Source organism: Paraburkholderia dioscoreae (assembly GCF_902459535.1).
GTDB lineage: Bacteria > Pseudomonadota > Gammaproteobacteria > Burkholderiales > Burkholderiaceae > Paraburkholderia > Paraburkholderia dioscoreae.
This window is the reverse complement of sequence record NZ_LR699553.1, coordinates 795,297-816,297: the sequence shown is the minus strand read 5'-3', so window position 1 is coordinate 816,297 and position 21,001 is coordinate 795,297. Positions and strand designations below refer to the sequence as shown.

General features: G+C 60.4%; 15 protein-coding genes. 6 read left to right on the top strand and 9 right to left on the bottom strand.

Annotated features, from left to right (window positions below; translation table 11 throughout):
- Positions 1-3: 3 nt before the first annotated feature.
- From rfbB to PDMSB3_RS03685, 5 genes are all read right to left on the bottom strand, one after another.
- Positions 4-1,065 (bottom strand): dTDP-glucose 4,6-dehydratase, encoded by a 1,062-nt coding sequence (gene rfbB, locus PDMSB3_RS03705; protein WP_165184777.1) that lies wholly within the window; start codon positions 1,063-1,065, stop codon positions 4-6.
- 1,108 nt (positions 1,066-2,173) lie between these two features.
- A complete protein-coding gene (locus tag PDMSB3_RS03700; protein ID WP_165184774.1) occupies positions 2,174-3,289 on the bottom strand; it encodes an acyltransferase family protein in 1,116 nt (371 codons plus the stop codon).
- Positions 3,290-3,416: 127 nt separating this feature from the next.
- Positions 3,417-4,151 (bottom strand): Crp/Fnr family transcriptional regulator, encoded by a 735-nt coding sequence (locus PDMSB3_RS03695; protein WP_165187339.1) that lies wholly within the window; start codon positions 4,149-4,151, stop codon positions 3,417-3,419.
- A 461-nt stretch (positions 4,152-4,612) separates the two neighbouring features.
- Positions 4,613-6,100, bottom strand: coding sequence for a hypothetical protein (locus PDMSB3_RS03690; protein WP_165184772.1), 1,488 nt, complete (start codon positions 6,098-6,100; stop codon positions 4,613-4,615).
- 382 nt (positions 6,101-6,482) lie between these two features.
- Positions 6,483-8,030, bottom strand: coding sequence for a methyl-accepting chemotaxis protein (locus PDMSB3_RS03685; RefSeq protein WP_165184769.1), 1,548 nt, complete (start codon positions 8,028-8,030; stop codon positions 6,483-6,485).
- A 272-nt stretch (positions 8,031-8,302) separates the two neighbouring features.
- Here PDMSB3_RS03685 and PDMSB3_RS03680 point away from each other — a divergent pair, with 272 nt between their 5' ends.
- A complete protein-coding gene (locus PDMSB3_RS03680; RefSeq protein ID WP_165184766.1) occupies positions 8,303-9,403 on the top strand; it encodes an MraY family glycosyltransferase in 1,101 nt (366 codons plus the stop codon).
- Between the two features lie 86 nt (positions 9,404-9,489).
- On the opposite strand, the gene PDMSB3_RS03675 is transcribed toward PDMSB3_RS03680, so the two are convergent.
- Genes PDMSB3_RS03675 through PDMSB3_RS03660 form a run of 4 tightly spaced genes read right to left on the bottom strand, consistent with a single transcriptional unit; the run spans position 9,490 to position 14,210 of the window.
- Positions 9,490-11,367: a polysaccharide biosynthesis protein gene (locus tag PDMSB3_RS03675; RefSeq protein WP_165184763.1), complete on the bottom strand. Its 1,878-nt coding sequence runs from the start codon at positions 11,365-11,367 to the stop codon at positions 9,490-9,492.
- 5 nt (positions 11,368-11,372) lie between these two features.
- Positions 11,373-12,404, bottom strand: a complete 1,032-nt coding sequence (locus PDMSB3_RS03670) for an MraY family glycosyltransferase (RefSeq protein ID WP_165184761.1) — start codon at positions 12,402-12,404, stop codon at positions 11,373-11,375.
- A 7-nt stretch (positions 12,405-12,411) separates the two neighbouring features.
- The gene (locus PDMSB3_RS03665) at positions 12,412-13,368 is read right to left on the bottom strand and encodes a UDP-glucose 4-epimerase family protein (RefSeq protein WP_165184758.1); all 957 of its coding nucleotides are present in this window, start codon (positions 13,366-13,368) and stop codon (positions 12,412-12,414) included.
- Entirely contained in the window at positions 13,365-14,210 is an 846-nt protein-coding gene (locus PDMSB3_RS03660; RefSeq protein ID WP_165184755.1) for a glycosyltransferase family 2 protein, read from the bottom strand. Before PDMSB3_RS03660 ends, PDMSB3_RS03665 begins: the two co-directional genes overlap by 4 nt.
- A 344-nt stretch (positions 14,211-14,554) precedes the next feature.
- Here PDMSB3_RS03660 and PDMSB3_RS03655 point away from each other — a divergent pair, with 344 nt between their 5' ends.
- The 5 genes from PDMSB3_RS03655 to PDMSB3_RS03635 all read left to right on the top strand — a co-directional run bounded on the left by PDMSB3_RS03655 (position 14,555) and on the right by PDMSB3_RS03635 (position 21,001).
- Entirely contained in the window at positions 14,555-15,979 is a 1,425-nt protein-coding gene (locus PDMSB3_RS03655) for a UbiA family prenyltransferase (RefSeq protein WP_165184752.1), read from the top strand.
- 3 nt (positions 15,980-15,982) lie between these two features.
- Positions 15,983-17,299: an FAD-binding oxidoreductase gene (locus PDMSB3_RS03650; RefSeq protein WP_165184749.1), complete on the top strand. Its 1,317-nt coding sequence runs from the start codon at positions 15,983-15,985 to the stop codon at positions 17,297-17,299.
- On the top strand, positions 17,296-18,036 hold the full coding sequence (locus tag PDMSB3_RS03645) for an SDR family oxidoreductase (RefSeq protein ID WP_165184746.1): 741 nt from the start codon (positions 17,296-17,298) through the stop codon (positions 18,034-18,036). Before PDMSB3_RS03650 ends, PDMSB3_RS03645 begins: the two co-directional genes overlap by 4 nt.
- 71 nt (positions 18,037-18,107) lie before the next feature.
- Entirely contained in the window at positions 18,108-19,919 is a 1,812-nt protein-coding gene (locus PDMSB3_RS03640; protein ID WP_165184743.1) for a hypothetical protein, read from the top strand.
- Between the two features lie 143 nt (positions 19,920-20,062).
- Entirely contained in the window at positions 20,063-21,001 is a 939-nt protein-coding gene (locus PDMSB3_RS03635; RefSeq protein ID WP_165184740.1) for an NAD-dependent epimerase/dehydratase family protein, read from the top strand.

Sequence of the window (21,001 nt, the reverse complement as noted above, 5' to 3'; positions counted from 1 at the left end):
CCCTTACGCGCGCTGCGCGTAGTTGGTCTCAACCCACTTGCGGTACTCGCCCGAGGCGACTTCGTCCGACCACGCCTGATTGTCCAGATACCACCGGACCGTCTTCGCCAGACCCGTTTCGAACGTTTCCGCAGGCTTCCATCCAAGCTCACGTTCGAGCTTGCGCGCGTCGATCGCATAGCGGCGGTCGTGGCCCGGACGATCCTTCACATACGTGATCTGGTCGTGGTACGACGCGCCCGCCTTCGGACGCAACTGGTCGAGCAGGTCGCACAGCGTGTGGACCACTTCGAGGTTCTTCTTCTCGTTCCAGCCGCCCACGTTGTACGTCTCGCCCGGCGTGCCGCGCGCGAGCACTTCGCGGATCGCGCTGCAGTGGTCACCCACGTACAGCCAGTCGCGCACGTTCTGGCCGTCGCCGTAGACCGGCAGCGGCTTGCCGGCGAGCGCGCTGGCGATCATCAGCGGGATCAGTTTTTCGGGGAACTGGTACGGACCGTAGTTGTTCGAGCAGTTCGTGGTCAGCACCGGCAGCCCATACGTATGATGGTAAGCGCGCACGAGGTGGTCGGAACCCGCCTTGGTGGCCGAGTAAGGACTGTTCGGCGCATAAGGCGTGGTTTCGGAGAACTGCGGGTCGGTAGAGGACAGCGAGCCGAATACTTCGTCGGTCGAGACGTGCAGGAAGCGGAATTCCGCTTTATCAGCATCGTTCAACCTGCTCCAATACGAGCGTGCCGCTTCCAGTAGCGTGAAGGTACCCACGACATTGGTCTGCACGAATTTCTCCGGCCCGTGAATTGACCGGTCGACATGAGTCTCCGCCGCCAGGTGGAGAACCGCGCGCGGTTTGTATTCGGCGAACAACTCGTCCATTGCAGTGCGGTCGCATATGTCGGCGCAGACAAACGTATGCATCGGATTGCGCTGCAGAGATTTCAGCGTGTGCAGATTTCCGGCATAGGTGAGCTTGTCGACATTCACTACAGGCTCGTCGCTGATTTCCAGCCAGTCGAGCACGAAGTTGGCGCCGATAAAACCGGCCCCGCCTGTCACGAAGATCATGGAAGCCCTCTGGAAGCCGCCCTCTCTCAGTATGCAGAAGGCCTGTTGGAATCTGGCGGACATCCGGTGAATGGTGCAGCCACAGGACACCGGTAAGCAGCATTGGTATAGCTTTCCATCGCGACTTCCATCGTCGCGGACAGATGTAACGAATGCAGTGTAGGGTTCTGGAGATCGCCTTTCAGTGCGGAAAGCAACATACCCACTGTTGCCTGCGCTAATGGGATCAAGAAGGGGGTTTGACGCGGTCCGGCAACGCAGCAGCGTTCGCGTCGTCCGCATCTCAACTTCTCGGCGTTATGGTTGTTGTGCCTTCGCCGGTGCCGGATATTTTCTCTTGCTGAAAACCGGCCTCCCCTGATGAAGCCGATCGCTATGCCCTTCATGGTTCGTGGCGAATGAAGTCGCCGATGTGCATCGAGACGCAGCCTGCTTGCGCGACACGATCAAAAAATTATTTGTCGTCTCGTGGCGTTCTGGAACGCGCGACACATAATGCGCATACAAAAACGCCAATGAGCACGCCAAATATGAAACATAATATATGTGTCAAAACGCTCAACATTTGCCTGTTCCTTTCATGGAGGCGAGATTGAATTTATAACGATTCACCTCCTTCGCGATTTACCGACAAATACCGTCCGCCGACGGTAGAGCAACGTGCCGAACGTCGACAACCCATAGGCAGCAGCGCTGGAATGGCGCGGCGATCGTCGCGGCAAACATCATACATTATCGGAATCGCAACCCAGTCAAAAACAGGTACAGCCGAAGCAGTACATCTACGGTGTCGTCAGAGTCCACCGTGCACACGGATCATCGCGCCGGTTCGAGTTGACAACGTGAAGGCCACCGCGCACATGAGCATGGCAAATCGGCAGCTTGAGGATGATGCGGCACGGGGCAAGAACCGCAGGCCACCGCGGAATTGCAGTTTGACAACAAACCAGACGATAGATGGCGACTTCCTGTCAGACCACGCACTGTGCGAAGCCAGAAGACCGATCAGCCTCCTTCAGGCTATCCACGCGAATGCGATCCCCGGCATCGCACAACCGCACCTCGCATGACCCAAACAGGCGATCTGACTTGCGCGGACAATGCATGTTCAGTCGTTAGCGAGCGCCTGACCTTTTATCTCCAGACGCTCCTTCTTCTTCCGCTCCATGCGCCTCGGGTAATCGATCGCAGGCTTCTCAATGTAACGATACGTTAAATACGAGAGCGCCAGAGTTGTCGGCCATAAAATGGCCAGATGCGCCCAGCCTTCGATATGGGCCAGTCCGATCAGATTCTGGACAGTCGGGTGCACCAGGTACAGCGAATAGCTTATCGTTCCGAGACCTAGCAGCGGTTTGAGTTGCATGATCGATCGCTCGCGTGCCACATAGCAACCCATGAACAGCAGATAGGCGACGCCCCATGAAATCAGAACAGACTGGACTGTCGCAATCTCCGGGCGTTGAAACAGGCCAAATCCTATGTAAAGCGCTGGAATGATCGCAAGGATAATTGAGCCCACCAGAACCAGAAATGCCAATTGGCCGAGTTCATGGGTATGCCGGCGATAAAACAACAGACCTACGACGCAAGTCGCCAGGATGCCGAACCGACCGAGCGGTATCCGTAGGTGTAAAACGTACGATGCGACGGACAATGCGAGCAGCGCGGCTACTGTGAGCACAGCCAGCAAGACGCTGCGTCGATTGGACCGTGCAGCGAAGGCGAACGACAACAGGATGTACCAGGCAAACTCCATGGACAGCGTCCACGACGCGCTAACGAAGTTGGGTAGATGCGCGTAGTCTTGCAGGAAGAAAAGGTGCAACAGAAGGAAGTAGCCGAAATTATGGACGGCACCGGGAGGGTAAGCACCGTAGCCGACAAGATAGAGCGCGAACTCGAACGCGAAAATCGCCAGGTAGAGCGGATAGATCCGAAAAATACGGTGTTTCCAGAATTTGCCCAGCGCGTTTGCGCGCTCAAGACTCAGTGGAATAACAAATCCGCTGACAAGAAAAAAGGTCAGCACGCCGACCTGTCCAAAGTTGATCCACGGGCCGAAACCTGTTGTGATTGAAAACCAGCCGGCGCCCTCGCCGCCATGCTGAAAAATCACGAGCAGCGCAGCCACGCCACGGAGAACATCGATGAAAGCGTAGCGCCCACCGGAGGTCGCCGATCGGCCCGCGTTCGGTAACCTCACTCTTTCCGGGTTCGGCATCGGGCTTCCTCATGTCGGGTTCTTCGCCGCAGTTTATCTTTGTGGAATATCGGGCAATGTACGCAAACCCACAAACACGCCCCAACCCCGCATCGATTGACGATCTGGATTGCGGATATTCCGCTCCTTAGCGCGTAACTTCCATTGCGCCAATATGCGGCAGGAGCCGGTCGAACTCGCGTTTGACGATCTGGTAACACTCGCACGCGCGCGCTTCCAGCCCGGTCCGATCCAGTATTCGGACACGGCCACGACTGTGATGGATGAGGTCGGCTTCGCAAAGCTTGCCCGACGCCTCGGTCACGCCTTCACGGCGCACTCCGAGCATGTCGGCGATCAATTGCTGCGTAACCTGCAAATCGCTTGTACCCGAACGGTCGATGTCGACCAGCAGCCAGCGGCACAGTTGCTCGTCCAGTCGATGCAGTCTGTTGCACGCCGCCGTTTGTGCCACCTGTGTAAGGAGAGCCTGCATGTACAGCAGCATCAGCGAGCGCAGCGAAGCACAATTGCGCAAAGCGTCGCGCAATTGCGCAGCGCTGATTCGATAAGCGAAACCCCGGCATTGAGCCTGGACGCTGGCTGGCATGGTGTCTCCACCAGTCAGGATCGGCACGCCTGTCGTACCGTCTCTGCCGATCGCAGCGATTTCCACCGAACTGCCGTTTTCCATGGTCTGCAGAAGAGACACAATCGCCGTGACCGGAAAATAGACGGTTCGTATGAGTTCTCCGGATTTGGACAACATTTGTCCCGGACTCAACTCGACGAGTTCGAGATGAGGAGCCAGCACTTCCAGTTCATGCGCTGGGAGTGCCTCCAGCAGACGGTTGCCACGGCGGTATGACTGATGTGTCGTCATCATTTCCCTCACGTAAGTATCGCAGGCCCGCGTATGGCAGACCTCCGCCCGAATCGAGGAGGCAATGACGATTCACTTCCCCTCGCTCGCGCGGTCGGCAAACTGAAGCGGTAATGGAGACGATCAAAGCTTCGCACTGGCCATCGCGTTGCGTTCGATGTCGCAGTGCAGCATAACCGGCAAAGAATGTCGCGCCAATAACACTGGCGGAATACCCCGCACAATCGGCGGAATTGAGGGGACTTATTTGCGTTGAACGTTCGTTCCTGCTCTGTACGCGCGAGCTGCTTTGTAGCAGATAAAACAGAAGTCCGTGTTGTCTGAACTTTCAACACACCACGGTTCAGGATAGCGATACATCTTATTTAATAAGGATATCTATTCGACTGGATTGAACGGCTGCAATATCACAGCTCACTTACGCCGATTGCGGATCAATGAAACAACAGACGGATGGACAGTCAACGACGTTGGTCGATCCGATTTCGAGTCGGTCGGCTGCTCGCATTCCCATCGTCATCCGCTGTCGAAATCATTTCTGTTTCCCGCATAACGGCCTTCTCGGCCAGCGCTTTCAGAACGCCCTCCAGAATCCGGCCGCCGATATCATGGTGAAAGATCCACACGCCGTAGATTCGTCCGGTGAACGCGGCTTCGCTACCAATCTCCGGGTCTGGCCGAAAACCCGCGCCTAGCCCAAACGTAAAGAGTCCACGTATCGCCTTGCCGGTGATGTCGAGCGGGCGACCGAACCTGTCGACCTCGATTCCACCCTGGCAGAACTGCAGGGGAATCGTCACTCCGCGGTGATCGACCAATGCGGACATGTTCGGCCCGTAACCCGCACCATGAATCACGGCACACGAGTGCGTCAGGCGAATGGCGGCACGGCCCTGTTCGGCTTCTCCAGAGGCTGCGTCGATCAATTCAATGCGTGGCTTCGTCCCGGCTACGCGGCCGTGCGACATGACGGAACATGCGATCTCGAACGCCCGATAACGCAGACCACTCGAACGATTGACACGCTTGGTGACTGGGCAGATATCGCTTGCCGGATTTACCGTATAGCCCCATGCACGCGCTTCGTCCTCGGTTTCGAAAAACAGCCGTATCGGTGAACGGTGGATGATGGAGATTTCATCCAGCCCTACACCGCCCAGATCTGTCGCAAGGCGCTCGGTCATGGTGAACGCGCTGTGCGAGCCGCCGATGACCGTTATCCGGTTCGTCCGCCGAGCCGCAGCAGGGGCGAAAACGGGTGCGAAGGTGTCGACCAGTTGTTTCTTCGTGAGGCGAAGCAGGTCGTCCGACGTGCGAATCATGACGCCGTTGCCCGGCGACGGAATGTCCAGCGTACGACACAGTTCATCGACCTCTTCGACACGCTGAGTACCGCCCAGATTCATCACCACGGTGTCGCTGGTTACCAGTCGGCGTACCGACGGTTTGCGCGTATCGTGATGAGCGATCTCGAACCGGCCGTCTTTACCACGCCGTATCACATCGATCTCGTGTCCACGCAGCACGTCCACGTCGGAGTGTTCGACAAGGTGAGCGATCAGGCGCTCGGCAGCCAGCGTAAGCAGTTCGCCGACCTCGGTGAGCAGCGGCGCGCCGTCAGGATCCGCAGCCATTTTCTTATGCAGCGCGTTATATTCGCGGAGGTCGCCGAACACGTCGTCGAAGCGTTCGTGCTCGAGGCACGCGAGAAAAGTTTTGGCAACCGAGTTGCCTGTCACGTTCACATAGTCGCCAAGCTTGCCCGCGCCGAGGCTGACGCGCTTGTCGATAATCAGCAAGCCATTTCTGGCCACCTCCGCCAGCTTGCCACTCTTGAAAGCGTAAAACAGGAAGCCCATGCCCGCCGGCCCAGCACCGCACAACACACACGAGTAGTCGACTGGTACGTTCCCGGAGCTTTCCGGAATTTTTGCTGTGGAGCTCTGCATAACTGGTGGGCTCGACCGTTGTCCGTTGTTGATACGCACCCTGTGCGTCGCCGTTGTCGAGGATATTCCCCGGGTCACAATCTACACACAATATCCCCGAATGCGATGCATGACTCTGTGCGTTCGCGCACAGACAATATTTCGACGCCTTACTTCGAACACGGAACAAATTGCCGCACTGCGCGCCGGCTTCGGGAAAAAATGCGGTAGCCTTGCAAGTGGCGCAGGACGCAGCAATTGTCAAACGGGGGCATGGCCTCGCAGCTTAAGAAATTTTATAATTAGCATGACTTATTAAAAATTGCCGTCTGCTGTCTGAATCATGCCGTGAAGACGAGCCCTCAGTTCTTATGCCGCGCCTCTGTGAGCGCGGCTTCCTCTTTCACGCCATCTGGAATACCGCCACGGCATCGCGCAATATCGTCGCCTGCTCTTCCAGCGATTTAGCCGCCGCAGCAGCCTCTTCAACGAGCGCCGCATTGTGCTGCGTGACCTCATCGATCTGCGAGACGGCCTTGTTGACCTGCTCGATTCCATCACTCTGCTCGAGCGCCGACGCCTCGATCTCGTTCATCACGCCGGTCACGCGTTCAACCGCGCTCATGGCTTCGTGAATCGTCTTTTGCGCGTCCAACACCAGCGATGCGCCCTCCTGAACCTTGGCCGCCGATTCACCGATCAATTCCTTGATTTCCTTCGCCGCCGCACCCGAGCGCTGTGCGAGGCTACGCACTTCCGAGGCCACCACCGCGAACCCGCGCCCCTGTTCACCGGCCCGCGCCGCTTCGACCGCCGCGTTCAACGCCAGAATGTTGGTCTGAAACGCAATGCCTTCGATCATGCCGATGATTTCCGTCACCTTGCGCGACGACTCGCTGATCCCGTCCATCGTTTCCGTAACCCGCGAGACCACTGTGCCGCCCCGCGTGACCGTGTCGAGCGCTCCGTGGGCAAGCCGGTTGGCCTGCTTCGCATTGTCCGCATTCTGCTTCACCGTCGCGGACAATTGCTCCATGCTCGCGGCGGTCTGCTGAAGCGCGGCTGCCTGCTGCTCCGTGCGCGAGGACAGATCCGCATTGCCTGAGGCGATCTCGTTCGCCCCCCGCGTGATCGCCGTCGTGCTGCCGCGCACTTTGGACACGGTCTCGACGAGGCCGTCGCGCATCCTGGTCAATGCTGTCAGCAACTGGCCCATCTCGTTGCGCGATTTGATCTTGATGGCACCCGTCAGGTCGCCGGCGGCGATCCGCTCGAAATGCTTGACGGTCGCGTTGACGGGTTTGATCAGCGCCGCCGACAAACCGATGCGTGCCGCCACGCCGATCACGATCGCAACCGCACCGATGGTGGCAAATAGCAGCGTCGCAATCTGGAAGCGCTGCGCCGCCGTTTCGGCTTGCCGATGCTGGCTGTCCACCTGCGAACGCTGGAGCGCGTCGATCGCTTTCGAATAGGCGGCGTAAAAGCCGTTGGCCGTCTCACCCTGAATGTTGCGGAAGGTATTGAAATCGAAATCGGCAAGCGCCTTGAATTCCGGTTCGATTGCCTTATCGACCAGTGCGCTGCGCGCCTGCTCCACGTTCTGCGCGAGTTTCTGCTCGCTTTCGCTGGCAAACGGGCCGGCCATGTAATTGCGGAAGTCCTTGTTAGATTCGACCAGCACCTTGTGCGCGGCCGGCAACAGGTCGTCGGTCTGCTTGCCGACGCTAAAGAGCGTCTGATACGAACCTAGCGCGAGCTGAACCTGCAGCAGTTTCTCCGAGCTCGCCTTCAGATGAGCCAACGCGGCCGCGCTACGCTGCGTGTCGTCGAGACTGCTGTTGGCCAGCTTGAGCGCGCCATAGCCAACACCGATCACTGTCAGCAGGAAGACGACAAATACGCTGACCACCAGCGTCAGGCCGCCACGAATTGTGATGTTATTTAGCATTGGGTCTCCGGAACGTCTTGCCGATCGGCGGCGAAAACGGGTTGGCAGGGGCGCGGGCCGTCTTTTTTGCGCGTGACTTACACTTCGCCGCGTCCAGGTTAACGACGTCGCGCGGCGGCTGCTGAATAGGTGGAATCCATGACTGGCGGGCGTTTTCGGGTAGTTTGCACCTCACTATCTGGGATCTGCGCGCAGTCGCGCCGGGCCGCCGCTTTTCCGGACCCCGCGCGTTTCGTTTGTATAATTCGGCGTCTTCGCTCAGGCCCACTTTCATGCTCAGTTTTGCGCTCGGCTTCCTCGTTTCACTGCTGATCACGTTGTTGATCGTGCGCTATGCGCATCTGCATGAAAAATTCTCCACCGACACCGATCTGTCCGGCGTGCAGAAATTCCATGCGCATCCGGTTCCGCGCATCGGCGGGGCCGGGATTCTGCTCGGGCTGATCGCTTCCGCCGTGCAGTTGCATCACGCGTATCCGGCCGTGTCGGGCGGCATTCTCGGGCTGATTGCGTGCGGCATGCCCGCCTTCGGCTCGGGTCTGGTCGAAGACCTGACCAAGCGCGTGTCACCGCTCGCAAGGCTCGTCTGCACGATGGCGGCCGCCGCGCTCGCCTATTTCCTGCTGGATATCGCCGTGACCCGCATCAGCGTGCCGCCACTCGATTTCCTGCTCTCGTATGCGGTGATCTCCTGCGCCGTCACGGTGCTGGCGGTTGCCGCGCTCGCCAATGCGATCAACATCATCGACGGCTTCAATGGGCTTGCGTCGATGGTCGCGTTCATGATGTTCGCCTCGCTCGCCTACGTGGCGTTCCAGGTGTCCGATCCGATCGTGCTGTCCGCCTCGTTCATGATGATGGGCGCGGTGCTCGGCTTCTTCATCTGGAACTTCCCGGCGGGGCTGATCTTTCTCGGCGACGGCGGCGCCTATTTCATCGGCTTCATGCTGGCCGAACTGTCAATCATGCTGGTGATGCGCAATCGCGACGTGTCGGCTTGGTATCCCGTGCTGCTGTTCATGTATCCGATCTTCGAGACGTGTTTCTCGATCTACCGGAAGAAATTCATTCGCGGCATGTCGCCCGGCATCCCCGACGGCGTGCATCTGCACATGTTGGTGTATAAGCGGCTGATGCGCTGGGCCGTGGGCGCGCGGACCGCACGCGAATTGACGCGGCGTAACTCGTTGACGTCGCCGTACCTGTGGCTGCTGTGCCTGATCGCAGTCGTGCCGGCCACGCTGTTCTGGCGGCATACGCTGCATCTGTTCTGCTTCGTGGTGGTGTTCGCGCTGACGTACGTGTGGCTCTACGTGAGCATCGTGCGGTTCAAGTCGCCGAGATGGATGGTAGTGAGGCGAGCCAAGCGGTAACGAAAAAGGCGCTCAACATGAGCGCCTTGTGCTTTCCGATGCATGATCGCTGCGAAGAGCCACCGCGACCACCTTTCCTTTCCTGCTTACGAAGCCCGCGTTGCCGGCGCTACGCTATGCAACGCCGGCGCCGTAGCCGGCTGGTACTCCGGCACCCAGCGGCGCAGATCGCGCCGGACCTCCTGGTCGCTCGGGACACGGTGCTGCATTAGCCAGGGAAGCAGTTCGTCGAGCAGATTGTCGGGCGCTTCACGCGCCTGCGCGATACGCAGCTTCGGATGCGGCGTGCGCGTGGTCGCTTCGTCGTCGGCTAGCAGTTCCTCATAGAGCTTCTCGCCGGGGCGCAGCCCCGTAAAGACGATGCGGATATGTTCCTCGCTGAAGCCATACAGTCTGATCAGGTCGCGCGCCAGATCGACGATCTTGACGGGCTCGCCCATGTCGAGAATGAAAATCTCGCCGCCGTGACCCATGCTCGACGCTTGCAGCACGAGTTGCGACGCTTCGGGGATCGTCATGAAAAAGCGCGTGATTTCCGGATGCGTGACCGTAACCGGCCCACCCTTCGCGATCTGCTGTTGAAACTTGGGGATGACGCTGCCCGCGCTACCGAGCACATTGCCGAACCGCACGGTCTCGAACTGCGTGCGTGTGCTGGTCTGCTGTAACGCCTGGCAAGCCATTTCCGCGAGACGCTTGCTCGCGCCCATGACATTGGTCGGATTCACCGCCTTGTCGGTGGAAATCAGCACGAAGTGCTTCACGTCGTGGCGAATCGCGGCGCGCGCGACACGGTATGTGCCCAGCACGTTGTTGCGCACCGCCTGCCACGCGTTCAGTTCTTCCATCAGCGGCACGTGCTTGTAGGCCGCGGCGTGAAAGAGAATGTGCGGTGTGTAGCGCGACAGTACCTGGTCGAGCAGCAGGGAGTCTTTTGCGTCGCCTATCACCGGCACCACGGAAAGCTTCGGAAAGCGCTCGTGCAGTTCTTCCGTGAGGCGGTACATCGCGTATTCGGACAGATCGAAAGCGATCAGCTGGGCAGGTTCGAAGCGCAGAATCTGACGGCACAGTTCGGAGCCGATCGAACCGCCCGCGCCGGTCACCATCACCACGCGGCCGCTCAACAGTGCCTCGACGTGCGGCATGTCGATGCGCACCGGCTCGCGGCCGAGCAGGTCTTCCAGATCGATCTGACGCACGCGCGACAGGAACGCTTCGCCTTGCGTCAGCGTGGTCAACGCGGGGAGCACCATAGCCCGCACGCCGGCGCGTACGCACAGCGTCGCCACGCGGCGCTGCGCATCGACCGACGCCGAAGGGATCGCGATGATCGCGTGCTCGACCTTCATGTCCGTAGCCCAGTGCTGCAGGTCGCTAATCGGCCCCCAGACCTTGTAGCCGTAGATTTCGCGGCCCTGCTTGGCCGGGTCGTCATCGAGCAGACCCACCAGGCGCCATTCGCTCGAACGCGAGAGTTCGCGCGCCAGGTTCGCGCCGGCGTTGCCCGCGCCGAGCACTACCACCGGCTTGCCTTGTCCCACCAGGCCGCCGTAGAGATAGAACTCCTTGGACGCGCGATAGAGCGCGCGCGAACCGCCCATAGCGAGAAACAACAGCAGCGGAGATACAGCGAGCACGGAGCGCGGAATGATGGGATGCGGCTGGACCATGACGGCCACCATCATCATCACGAACGCGCCGGCGAGCACGGCTTTCGCGATGCGCATCAGGTCAGGCAGGCTCGCGAACACCCACATGCCCCTGTACAGGCCAAAGATGCGGAACATCACCCCGTAGACGGGAAGAACCCAGATGAGTGTCCTGACCGCGCCGGACCAAAACTCGACCGGAACGTAGCCGTTGAAGCGGATCAGGTATGCCGCGAGCCAGGCGCCTGCGACCGCGCAGAGGTCGAAGGCGAAGGCGCTAAATGATAGCCATGAGGCTTTGTGTCGAAACATCGGCGTCACACCTCAGGTTGTTCGGAATCTGCTATCCGGAATCGACGCCAGCGTGAATCGACTCCGATACCAATCAATACCAGCACGATCACCCATGCGCCAACGCTACACCATTGAACGGCTGAAGACCAGCCGAGCAAGGTTAGAGCAAGGACTATACCAGTCGCCATTACCACGTACCACAGGATGGCGGTCTTCGAATGCCCGAGCCCGTACTGGACCATGCGTTGATAGTAGTGTTCACGGTGTGCCTGCCAGATTTTTTCGCCGCGCAGAAGCCTTCGCAGGAGCGTGACCGACGCGTCGCCGATGAACGGCGAAAACACCAGCGCGGGAAACCAGACCGGCCAGACGCCGGCGCTCCAGCCCCAGTAGCCGAAAGCGCCCGCCAGAAAACCGAGCGGAATCGATCCGGCGTCGCCGAGGAAGACCTTCGCAGGGTGAAAGTTGAAGACCAGAAACCCGGCGGCGGCGCCCGCGGCGGCGGCTGAAGCCAGGCTGAGTTCCAGCGACGGATGGACCGCGATCGCAGCGCCGGCCGCGTAGCCCGCGAAGCCGAACAACGTCATGCCGCCGGCCAGGCCGTCCGCGCCATCCATGAAATTGTAAAGATTGACCAGCCACAACAGTAAAAATGACATGCCCGCCAGCAGCCAGAGCGGCACGGGCGCCGGGTGCGCCCCGACGAAGATCGCCACCGCGGCGAGGTGCGCCGCGAATCTGATCCGTGCGGGCAGTCCGCGCCGATCGTCGATCTGCGAGACCGCGGCCAGCGCCGCAGCGCACAGCGCGGCCAGCCAGAGGTGCGGCGCGAGGACAACGGTTGCCAGGACCACCACCGGGACGATGCCCCAGCCGCCCACACGCGGCGTGGGCCGCGTGTGCAGCGAGCGGTCGTTGGGAATGTCGGTGGCGAGACGCCAGGCGAGACCGGTTTTGAGCAAAGCCCAGAGGATGGCCGCGCAGGCGCAAGCCGAGGCGATCGCGATCAGGATCGCGATCGTCCAGCCCGGCAACGTGAAAAGGAACATCAGCATGCGCGCCTCAATGCGTGGATCGATACCAACGGGCTGTCTCGGCCAGCCCTTCGTCGGTGGAATACGGAGCCTGCCAGTTCAGCACCGCGCGGATCCGGCTGGTGTCCAGTTGCAAGGATCCCACCAGCCGGTCGACTTGCGCCGTGCGGCCTGTCAGGCGGCCCGCGAGGTGCAGCCAGCTTGCGGGCAGGGGCAGCAGGCGGGCGGGTTTGTGCAGATGCCGGCCGAGGGAGCGCGCGAGTTCCGCGACGGTGAGGGCGTCGCTGTCAGCCACATGAAAAGTCCGGTGCGCGGCGCGCGGATCGGTTGCGCAATGCATCAGCGCGTCCGCGAGGTTGTCGACGTAGACGAGGCTGCGGCGCGCGTCGATTGCGCCGAGCGGCAACGGAAAGCCCTTCCAGATCGCGTCCATCAGCCTCAGGAAATTCGCGCGCACCTGTGGTCCATAGACCAGAGGGAGGCGCACGATCACCACCTCCAGACCGGTTTCCTCGCCGTAGCGCGTCAGTGCCTGTTCGGCCGCAAGCTTCGAGCGCCCGTAGGCGTCCTGCGGCGTGGGCGGATCGTCTTCCCGCAATGGCCGGCCCGCGTCGCTCTCGGCAATTGCCTTGACGCTGCTGGCGAAGACGAAACGCCGCACGCCATGACGCCAGGCCGCCTTCGCGACGCGCAACGCGCCCTCGACGTTGGTGGCGTGGAACGCGGCATCGGGATCGGCTGCGGTATCGCGCATCACATGCACGCGCGCCGCCAGATGGGCGACACAGTCGACCTGAAGCGCAGCGGGCCAGTTGGTGTCGACGCCGGCGAAATCCGGCTGGGTCTCGACCCACTCGTTCACGCCTCGCTCAAGTTGCCCCGCCTGGCGTACGAGTCCGCAGACGGTGTGGCCCGACTGCATCAACACGCGGCATAGCGCGTGGCCGACGAATCCGTTGGCGCCCGTCACCAGCACGCGGCTCATAGCCACTTCCAGCCGAAGCGATTGAAGAACTTGTATGCTGAAGACATGAACATACGGATATGCGCAGAGCCCTTGCGCGCTGCGCCGCCGCCGTGGTGCAGCACGCGCACGGCGGGCGTGTAGACGACGCGGGTGACGTCATGCGCGCGAAGACTCAAATCATAGTCTTCGAAGTAAAGGAAATAGCGGGCATCAAAGCCCGCCAGCTGCTTCAAGGCCGTCATGCGAAACAACATGAAACAGCCGCTGACGATGGGCGGATCCCACACTGTGTCGCGCGCGTTGATCCGATCCCGCATCTCGTAGCGTGCGAGTCGACGGACAAACAGCCGACGCATTCCAGACGGCAGAAAGCCGCGCACAAACAGATCGAGCAAAGTGGGGTAGCGCCGGCACAAGAACTGCTGCGCGCCATGCTCGTCCCCGATCCACGGCGTGATGAGACCTGCTTCGGGGTGCGCGTCGAAAAAGTCCAGCCCTTCGCGAAGCGCGTCGCGCGCCAGATCGATGTCGGGGTTCAGGACGAGGTGATAACGGCTGGCGCTACGCTCGATTGCCAGATTGTGGCCCCTGCCGTAGCCTACGTTACCTTGCCCCGTGATGACCGCACAAACGACATTGCGGGCTCGGAGTTCATCCAGCGAGGCCGAGACGTCGGGCAAGCCGCCGTTGTCCACCAGATACAGCGCGACCGGGAGCCGGGGTCGGCTGATGTGCAGCGCATCACACGCGGCGGCGAGACCCGTGAGCGTGGATACCAACTGTTCTGTATGCGGGTGGTAGACCACCACCGACACGGACAACCCGTCGGACTCGGGATGCAGAGAGCATGTTTCTTTCATGTGTAGGAACTGCGTGCCTTATGGCGGGCACTTCGAGAAAATGCCGCGTTGCGTGCGCGCAACAAACCCGCAGTTTGCTCAAATTTTCGATTTTCGGCAACTCGTCTTTCTGATTGTTACGTCCGATACGATTTCAGCAATCTTCCTTTATTCCGATTTGATCAGGATGACCTGCATCGAAATTGGGCACTTTACCCGTAAGGTTGTGCGCATTATTGCGGAATAGTAAAGTAACGCCGCCAAACTCCAACCGTTCGGTAATCGGCCGAAACTCCGGCGATAGCGCAGCGCCACAGCTGGCGGCAAACCGCTCACCAACTCGAACCGCCCACAGGGCAGACTGAATGCGCAGCAGACCACTCGTCGTCGACCTCGATGGCACATTGATTCGCTCAGACATCCTGATCGAGTCAGCCTTTGCCTATCTGAAGGCAGCCCCGCAACGCTTTTACGAGCCGCTCCTCTGGCTCGCGCGCAATGGCAAGTCCGGTTTGAAGGCTGGCCTCGCCGACGCGACGAAGGTGGATGTCGCCGTGCTGCCCTACGACGCCACTGTACTGCAATGGTTGAAGAGGGAACGCGACGCGGGCCGCTCACTGGTGCTGGCCACCGCGAGTCACGAACGTTATGCGCAGGCCATCTCCGCCCATCTGGGCCTGTTCGACAAAACATTTGCAACGAACGGCAACATCAACCTGTCCGCTCACAACAAGCGGGATATGCTGGTCGCCGAGTACGGCGAAAAAGGCTTCGATTATGCGGGCAATTCGCATGACGACATAGCGGTCTGGCAATCTGCAGAGCGTGCGTACGTGGTCAATCCGTCGAACGGGGTGGAACGCGCCGCCCGCAGGATCGGCAATGTCGAGCGCGTGATCGAATCGCGCCCTCCCACGATCAGGACTTGCGCCAAATCCTTACGCCTGCATCAATGGCTGAAGAATCTCCTCATTTTCTTGCCGTTACTGGCTGCACATAAGCTGTCCTCCCCTGGATTAACGGTTGCCGCGCTTGTGGCATTTCTCACATTCGGCTTGTGTGCCTCCAGTGTCTACCTGCTGAACGACCTGCTCGATCTCGAAGATGACCGTCACCACCCCGTGAAACGCCAGCGCCCGCTTGCGTCCGGCGCGCTGCCGCTCACATGGGGGCTTGCGCTCTTTCCCGTCTTACTGGTGGGTGCTTTCTCCACGGCGTGGCTTTTCCTGCCCTGGCAATTCTCCGCGGCGCTCTTTGGCTACTACGCATTGACGCTGGCCTATTCGATGTTCCTGAAACGCCAGGTAATGGTCGACGTTGTCGTACTGGCCATGCTCTACACAATGCGTATCATCGCCGGCACGGCGGCAGTCGACGCACAACTGACTTTCTGGCTGCTCGCTTTCTCGATGTTCATCTTCCTGAGCCTCGCGCTCGTCAAGCGATATGCCGAACTGCACTCGATGAAAGTGCGCGGCGTCGTCAAGACACGCGGGCGCGGCTATGTGGCGAGCGACCTGTCGCTTATCTCTTCACTTGGAACGGCTTCCGGCTATCTGGCCGTGCTCGTGCTTGCGCTCTATATTCAGGACGCGAAAACCGCCAGCATGTACCGCCACCCGCAGGTCATCTGGCTCGCCTGTCCGCTGTTGCTCTACTGGGTAAGCCGCACCTGGATCATTGCGCATCGCGGCCTGATGCACGACGACCCGATCGTTTTCGCCGCGCGCGACCGCGTGAGCCTGGCTGTCGTTGTTCTTTGCGGCCTGATCTTCTGGGCCGCGATCTAGCCGATGAAAACAGTTCTGTCATGGGGGCGTTTCCCGCATGTACCGCAGGAAGCGCATGCAATCTCATGGCGTGACGCTGCGCGCGCCACGTGGTTGGAGGCGGCCCGGGAAAGCGGCACCGCCCTTGCCTTCGGCAACGGCCGTAGCTATGGAGACAGTTGCCTCGCCGCATCGGGACATGTCGTGCAAACACTGCCGCTCGACCGGCTGATTGCTGCGGACTGGCAGACCGGCGTATTGCGCGCGGAGCCGGGCGTCACGCTGGAGCAGATTCTCGACGTCGCCATTCCACGCGGCTGGATGCTGCCGGTAACGCCGGGCACGAAATACGCAACTTTGGGCGGAGCAATTGCCAACGACGTCCACGGCAAAAATCACCACTTGCGCGGCACCTTCGGCCGGCACGTGCGCCGCTTCGCCCTCGCGCGCAGCGACGGCTCGCAGTTCGAATGCTCGCCCGACGAGCAACCCGGGTTCTTCGCAGCGACGATTGGCGGCCTCGGACTCACTGGCCTGATCCTGTGGGCGGAAATCCAGTTGATGCCGATCCGCTCGAGCATGATCAATATGACAAGTATCCGGTTCGGTGATCTCGACGAGTTCTTCACGTTGTCGGAACGCCTCGATCCGTTGCACGAATACAGCGTCGCCTGGGTGGATTGCCAAAGCCGCGGTTCAGCCCTCGGACGCGGCATCTTCATGGTCGGCGACCATGCGACCGACGGACCGCTCGAAGTCACGCGGCGAAAGAAACGCACCGTGCCGTTCACGCTGCCGATTCCGGTATTCAACCGCTTTACCTTGCGCGTGTTCAACGAGCTCTACTATCAGAAACAGCAGCGCGGCGAAGTATTCGCAAAGGTCACTTACGACGACTACTTCTACCCGCTGGACAGCCTGTTGGAATGGAACCGAATCTACGGGCGGGCGGGCTTCCAGCAATACCAATGCGTAGTGCCGTCGATCACGGCGCATGACGCGACTCGCGCCATCCTCGACGCGATTGCCGGGAGCGGCACTGGCTCGTTTCTCGCCGTGCTGAAACGCTGCGGTGATCTGCGCTCGCCAGGCCTTTTGTCGTTTCCGCTCGAGGGCACATCCCTTGCTCTGGACTTTCCCCAGCGCAACGAATTGAATACCCGGCTCTTTGCGAAACTCGACGCCATCGTGCGCGAAGCCGGCGGCCGGATCTATCCAGCCAAAGACGCACATATGCCCGGTGCCGACTTTCGCGCCGCCTATCCTCAATGGCAGCAACTCGAAGCGCTGCGGGACCCTGCAATGCTTTCGCGTTTCTGGGAACGGACCACTCGAACATGAAAAACATTCTTATCGTCGGCGCGACGTCGGCGATTGCCATCGCCTGCGCACGCCACTGGGCAACCCAGGGCGCACGCTTTTTCCTGGTTGCCCGCAACGGCGAACGCCTTCAGCAGGTGGCGGCGGATCTGAGCGCGCGTGGGGCGCAACTGGCGGCCTGCCATCAACTCGATATCGATCGCCTGGATCTGCATTCCGGTATGCTCGAACATTGCCAGAGGGAGCTTGGCGCACTCGATATCGTACTGGTCGCGCCCGGCACCTTGCCGGACCAGACCGCCTGTCAGGCCGACCCCGCCGTAGCCGTGCGTGAATTCAACACGAATGCAGTTTCGGTGATTGCGCTGCTGACACCGATTGCCAATATCCTGGAAGCACAGAAGCGCGGTGCGCTGGCGGTGATCTCGTCCGTAGCGGGCGACCGCGGCCGGCCCTCGAACTATCTGTACGGTAGCGCGAAGGCCGCGCTTTCCGCGTTTTGCGAGGGACTGAATGCGCGCCTGTTCAAAGCCGGCGTACACGTTCTGACGGTCAAACCGGGCTTCGTGGCAACGCCGATGACAGCGGGTCTGCCGTTGCCCGGACCACTCGTCGCGACGCCCGATCAGGTTGCGGGCGATATCGTGCGCGCCGTCGATAAACGCAAGGACGTGTTGTACACACGTTGGTTCTGGGCGCCGATCATGTTGATCATTCGCTCGGTGCCGCGGTTCCTGTTCAAGCGGGCGTCGTTATGAGGCCGGCGTCCACACGGATCAGGTCTTGCGCCGTCGGCGTCGGGGCGCTCATCGCACTGATCGCGCTCTGCGTGCTTTACGTTCCACTCGCGCCAAGGCTACCGACCCCGGGGCTCGACGCTTCATGGATGTATGCGTTGAACGAGGGGATTGCACGGCATCTGGTCTTCGGCCGCGACATCGTATTCACGTTCGGCCCGCTCGCTTCCGCCTATACGCGTCAGTTTCACCCGGCGACGTTGTCGATCATGGATATCAGCAGTGCATTGATCGCCCTCTCGATGTGGGCCGGCGTACTGCTGGCGTTCGCGCGGCGCTGGGCCTTGTCGTTCCTGCTGATAATCGTCGTGATCGCACCATTCGAGATACGGGATGCGGCATTCACGATGCCCGAGTTCCTGTTCTTCGTAGCGTGCGTGCGCGTGAGCCTGCCGGAGCAGGACGCCTACCATCTGCCGGTCAATTCGCGCACCGTCATGCTGCTCGCGCTGGCATCGTTGAGCATCGGACTTGTTCCGCTCGTCAAGGGTAGTTTTGCCGGTGTTGCTGCGACGCAGGCATTGCTGGGAATCATCGCACTCCTCTGCGGCCGCCGCCTCCATATCGCCGCGCTCGTGGTGGTCGTGCCGGCTGTCGCGATGATCGCCGCGTGGACCTGGTGCGGACAGCCTGTCGAGGCGCTACCGGCGTTCTTCATCGCGCAATCGCCAATTATCAGCGGCTATGCCGAGGCGATGTCGTACCCCGGGCCCAAGGGCGCCGTCGCCTACTATGTGATCGCTTCGGTCATCTTGACCGCGTGTATATGGCGCACATGGAAACTGCCGCGGCTGTTCCGCGCGATAGCGATGCTCGGCACCGTGCTCTACCTGTTCATCTCGTTCAAAGCCGGCTTCATCCGTCAGGACGCGCATACCATCATCGCGGGCGGCGCACTGCTGCTGGTCACGATCTGGGCCGCGTCGCTCGTCAATGTCCGTACGGCAGTCGTATTGATGGCGATCAGCGCGATCTGCGCCTATTCCGTTCTGCCGAGGCAATACTCGCCACGCGCGCTGCGGGACGTGTCGATCGAGTCATATCGCAGTATGGTGGGTGCCGCGCTACATCCGCCGACGCCCGACGATCTGCGTGCAGCATTCCGCGCCGCGAACCAGGCCATCGCGGCACAATCTCCGCTGCCGAAAACCTTGGGCACCGTGGACGTGTATCCCGATGATCTTTCGACGATCTTCGCCAATGGTCTCACGTGGTCGGGGCGCCCCGTGTTCCAGAGCTACTCGGCCTACACACCGGTGCTCGAAGCAGCCAATGCACAGCATCTGCTCGGGGCAACCGCGCCCGACACAGTCTTTTTCGAGATCGCGCCGATCGACGGTCGCCTCGCGTCGCTGGAAGAAGCCAGCAGTTGGCCGATTCTGCGGTCCCGGTATGCGATCAGCGAAGTCGGTCCGCGCTATATCGTCATGAAGCGTCAACGCCCGGTTGTACTTGCCGACCCCACGTTGCTCTCAGAGGGCCCGTTCCTGCTCAACGCGCCCATTCCCGTGCCTCACAGCGACCAGCCTGTGCTGGCAAAGGTCGGAATCGGCCAGTCGCTGGCCGGTCGGGTGCTTTCCACCCTCTTCCGCTCGCCGACCATGCAGATCGAATTGACCCTCGATAACGGCACAGTCGTCACGCGCCGCTACATACCGGCGATGGGTACGACGGGATTCATCGTTTCGCCTTTCGTCGAATCGAACGAAAGCTTCGTACGGCTGGCAAAAGACGACGCGAATCAACTGCGCGTGACATCCGTGAGATTCGTGTCGAACACGCCGTGGTTCTGGACCCGCCAGTTCCGCGTCGAGTTTCTCGGACTCGGTCCGGTCGGGAAATGACAAAGCCGTATGCCGGAAAGTGCCGATCTGCGGGCAACGGACTGAGCCGACGCGATAGCCCGCAGACGCACCGAAGCAAACTTCTTCGGACTGTATAATTCCGATCCCGCGAACCGCAATGGTGACCGCAATTGAATGAGCGCATGAATCAAACCCGCATCCTTCTGCCCGGCGGCGCCGGCCTCGTCGGCCAGAACCTTGTCGCGCGACTCAAAGCGCGCGGGTATCACAATCTGGTCGTGCTCGACAAGCACAAAGCCAACCTGGAAGTGCTTCGCAAGGTCCACGCGGATGTGACGGCAATTTACGCGGACCTCGCGGAGGCAGGCGACTGGGCAAAGCACTTTGAAGGCGCCGACCTCGTCGTCATGCTGCAGGCACAGATCGGCGCACCGACACTCGAGCCCTTCATTCGCAACAATATTACGTCCACGCGCAATGTGCTAGACGTAATCAAGCGCAATCGCATTCCGTACACCGTGCATATCAGCTCGTCCGTGGTGAATTCGGTGGGCGAGGATTTCTATACGGACACGAAACGCGAGCAGGAAGAGATCGTACTCGCATCGGGCATCGACTGCGTGGTACTGCGGCCTACGTTGATGTTCGGCTGGTTCGACCGCAAACATCTGGGCTGGCTGTCACGCTTCATGCATCGCGTACCGGTGTTCCCGATTCCCGGCAGCGGTAAATATATGCGGCAGCCCCTCTATGTCGGGGACTTCTGCAATGTGATCATCAGTTGCGTCGAGTCGCGCATCAAGGGCCAGGCGTTCAATATCACCGGTCTTGAACGGGTCGACTACATCGACATCATCAGGCAGATCAAACGCGCCACTCGCGCACGGTGCGCGATCGTGCGGATTCCGTACGGTCTGTTCTATGTGCTGCTGAAGGTTTATGCTCTGTTCGACAACAACCCGCCTTTCACTGCAGACCAGCTCAAAGCGTTGACAGCAGGCGACGAATTCGAAGTGATCGATTGGGAAGGTATCTTCAGGATTCGTGCTACGCCATTCGCGAAGGCTATGGACGAGACCTTCAACGATCCGACGTACAGCCATATCGCACTGGAATTCTGA

What these genes read in the sequence shown, in the direction of transcription:
- rfbB (WP_165184777.1), bottom strand. Translation starts at nt 1,065, where the DNA reads ATGATCTTCGTGACAGGCGGGGCCGGTTTTATCGGCGCCAACTTCGTG.
- PDMSB3_RS03700 (WP_165184774.1), bottom strand. Translation starts at nt 3,289, where the DNA reads ATGCCGAACCCGGAAAGAGTGAGGTTACCGAACGCGGGCCGATCGGCG.
- PDMSB3_RS03695 (WP_165187339.1), bottom strand. Translation starts at nt 4,151, where the DNA reads ATGACGACACATCAGTCATACCGCCGTGGCAACCGTCTGCTGGAGGCA.
- PDMSB3_RS03690 (WP_165184772.1), bottom strand. Translation starts at nt 6,100, where the DNA reads ATGCAGAGCTCCACAGCAAAAATTCCGGAAAGCTCCGGGAACGTACCA.
- PDMSB3_RS03685 (WP_165184769.1), bottom strand. Translation starts at nt 8,030, where the DNA reads ATGCTAAATAACATCACAATTCGTGGCGGCCTGACGCTGGTGGTCAGC.
- PDMSB3_RS03680 (WP_165184766.1), top strand. Translation starts at nt 8,303, where the DNA reads ATGCTCAGTTTTGCGCTCGGCTTCCTCGTTTCACTGCTGATCACGTTG.
- PDMSB3_RS03675 (WP_165184763.1), bottom strand. Translation starts at nt 11,367, where the DNA reads ATGTTTCGACACAAAGCCTCATGGCTATCATTTAGCGCCTTCGCCTTC.
- PDMSB3_RS03670 (WP_165184761.1), bottom strand. Translation starts at nt 12,404, where the DNA reads ATGCTGATGTTCCTTTTCACGTTGCCGGGCTGGACGATCGCGATCCTG.
- PDMSB3_RS03665 (WP_165184758.1), bottom strand. Translation starts at nt 13,368, where the DNA reads ATGAGCCGCGTGCTGGTGACGGGCGCCAACGGATTCGTCGGCCACGCG.
- PDMSB3_RS03660 (WP_165184755.1), bottom strand. Translation starts at nt 14,210, where the DNA reads ATGAAAGAAACATGCTCTCTGCATCCCGAGTCCGACGGGTTGTCCGTG.
- PDMSB3_RS03655 (WP_165184752.1), top strand. Translation starts at nt 14,555, where the DNA reads ATGCGCAGCAGACCACTCGTCGTCGACCTCGATGGCACATTGATTCGC.
- PDMSB3_RS03650 (WP_165184749.1), top strand. Translation starts at nt 15,983, where the DNA reads ATGAAAACAGTTCTGTCATGGGGGCGTTTCCCGCATGTACCGCAGGAA.
- PDMSB3_RS03645 (WP_165184746.1), top strand. Translation starts at nt 17,296, where the DNA reads ATGAAAAACATTCTTATCGTCGGCGCGACGTCGGCGATTGCCATCGCC.
- PDMSB3_RS03635 (WP_165184740.1), top strand. Translation starts at nt 20,063, where the DNA reads ATGAATCAAACCCGCATCCTTCTGCCCGGCGGCGCCGGCCTCGTCGGC.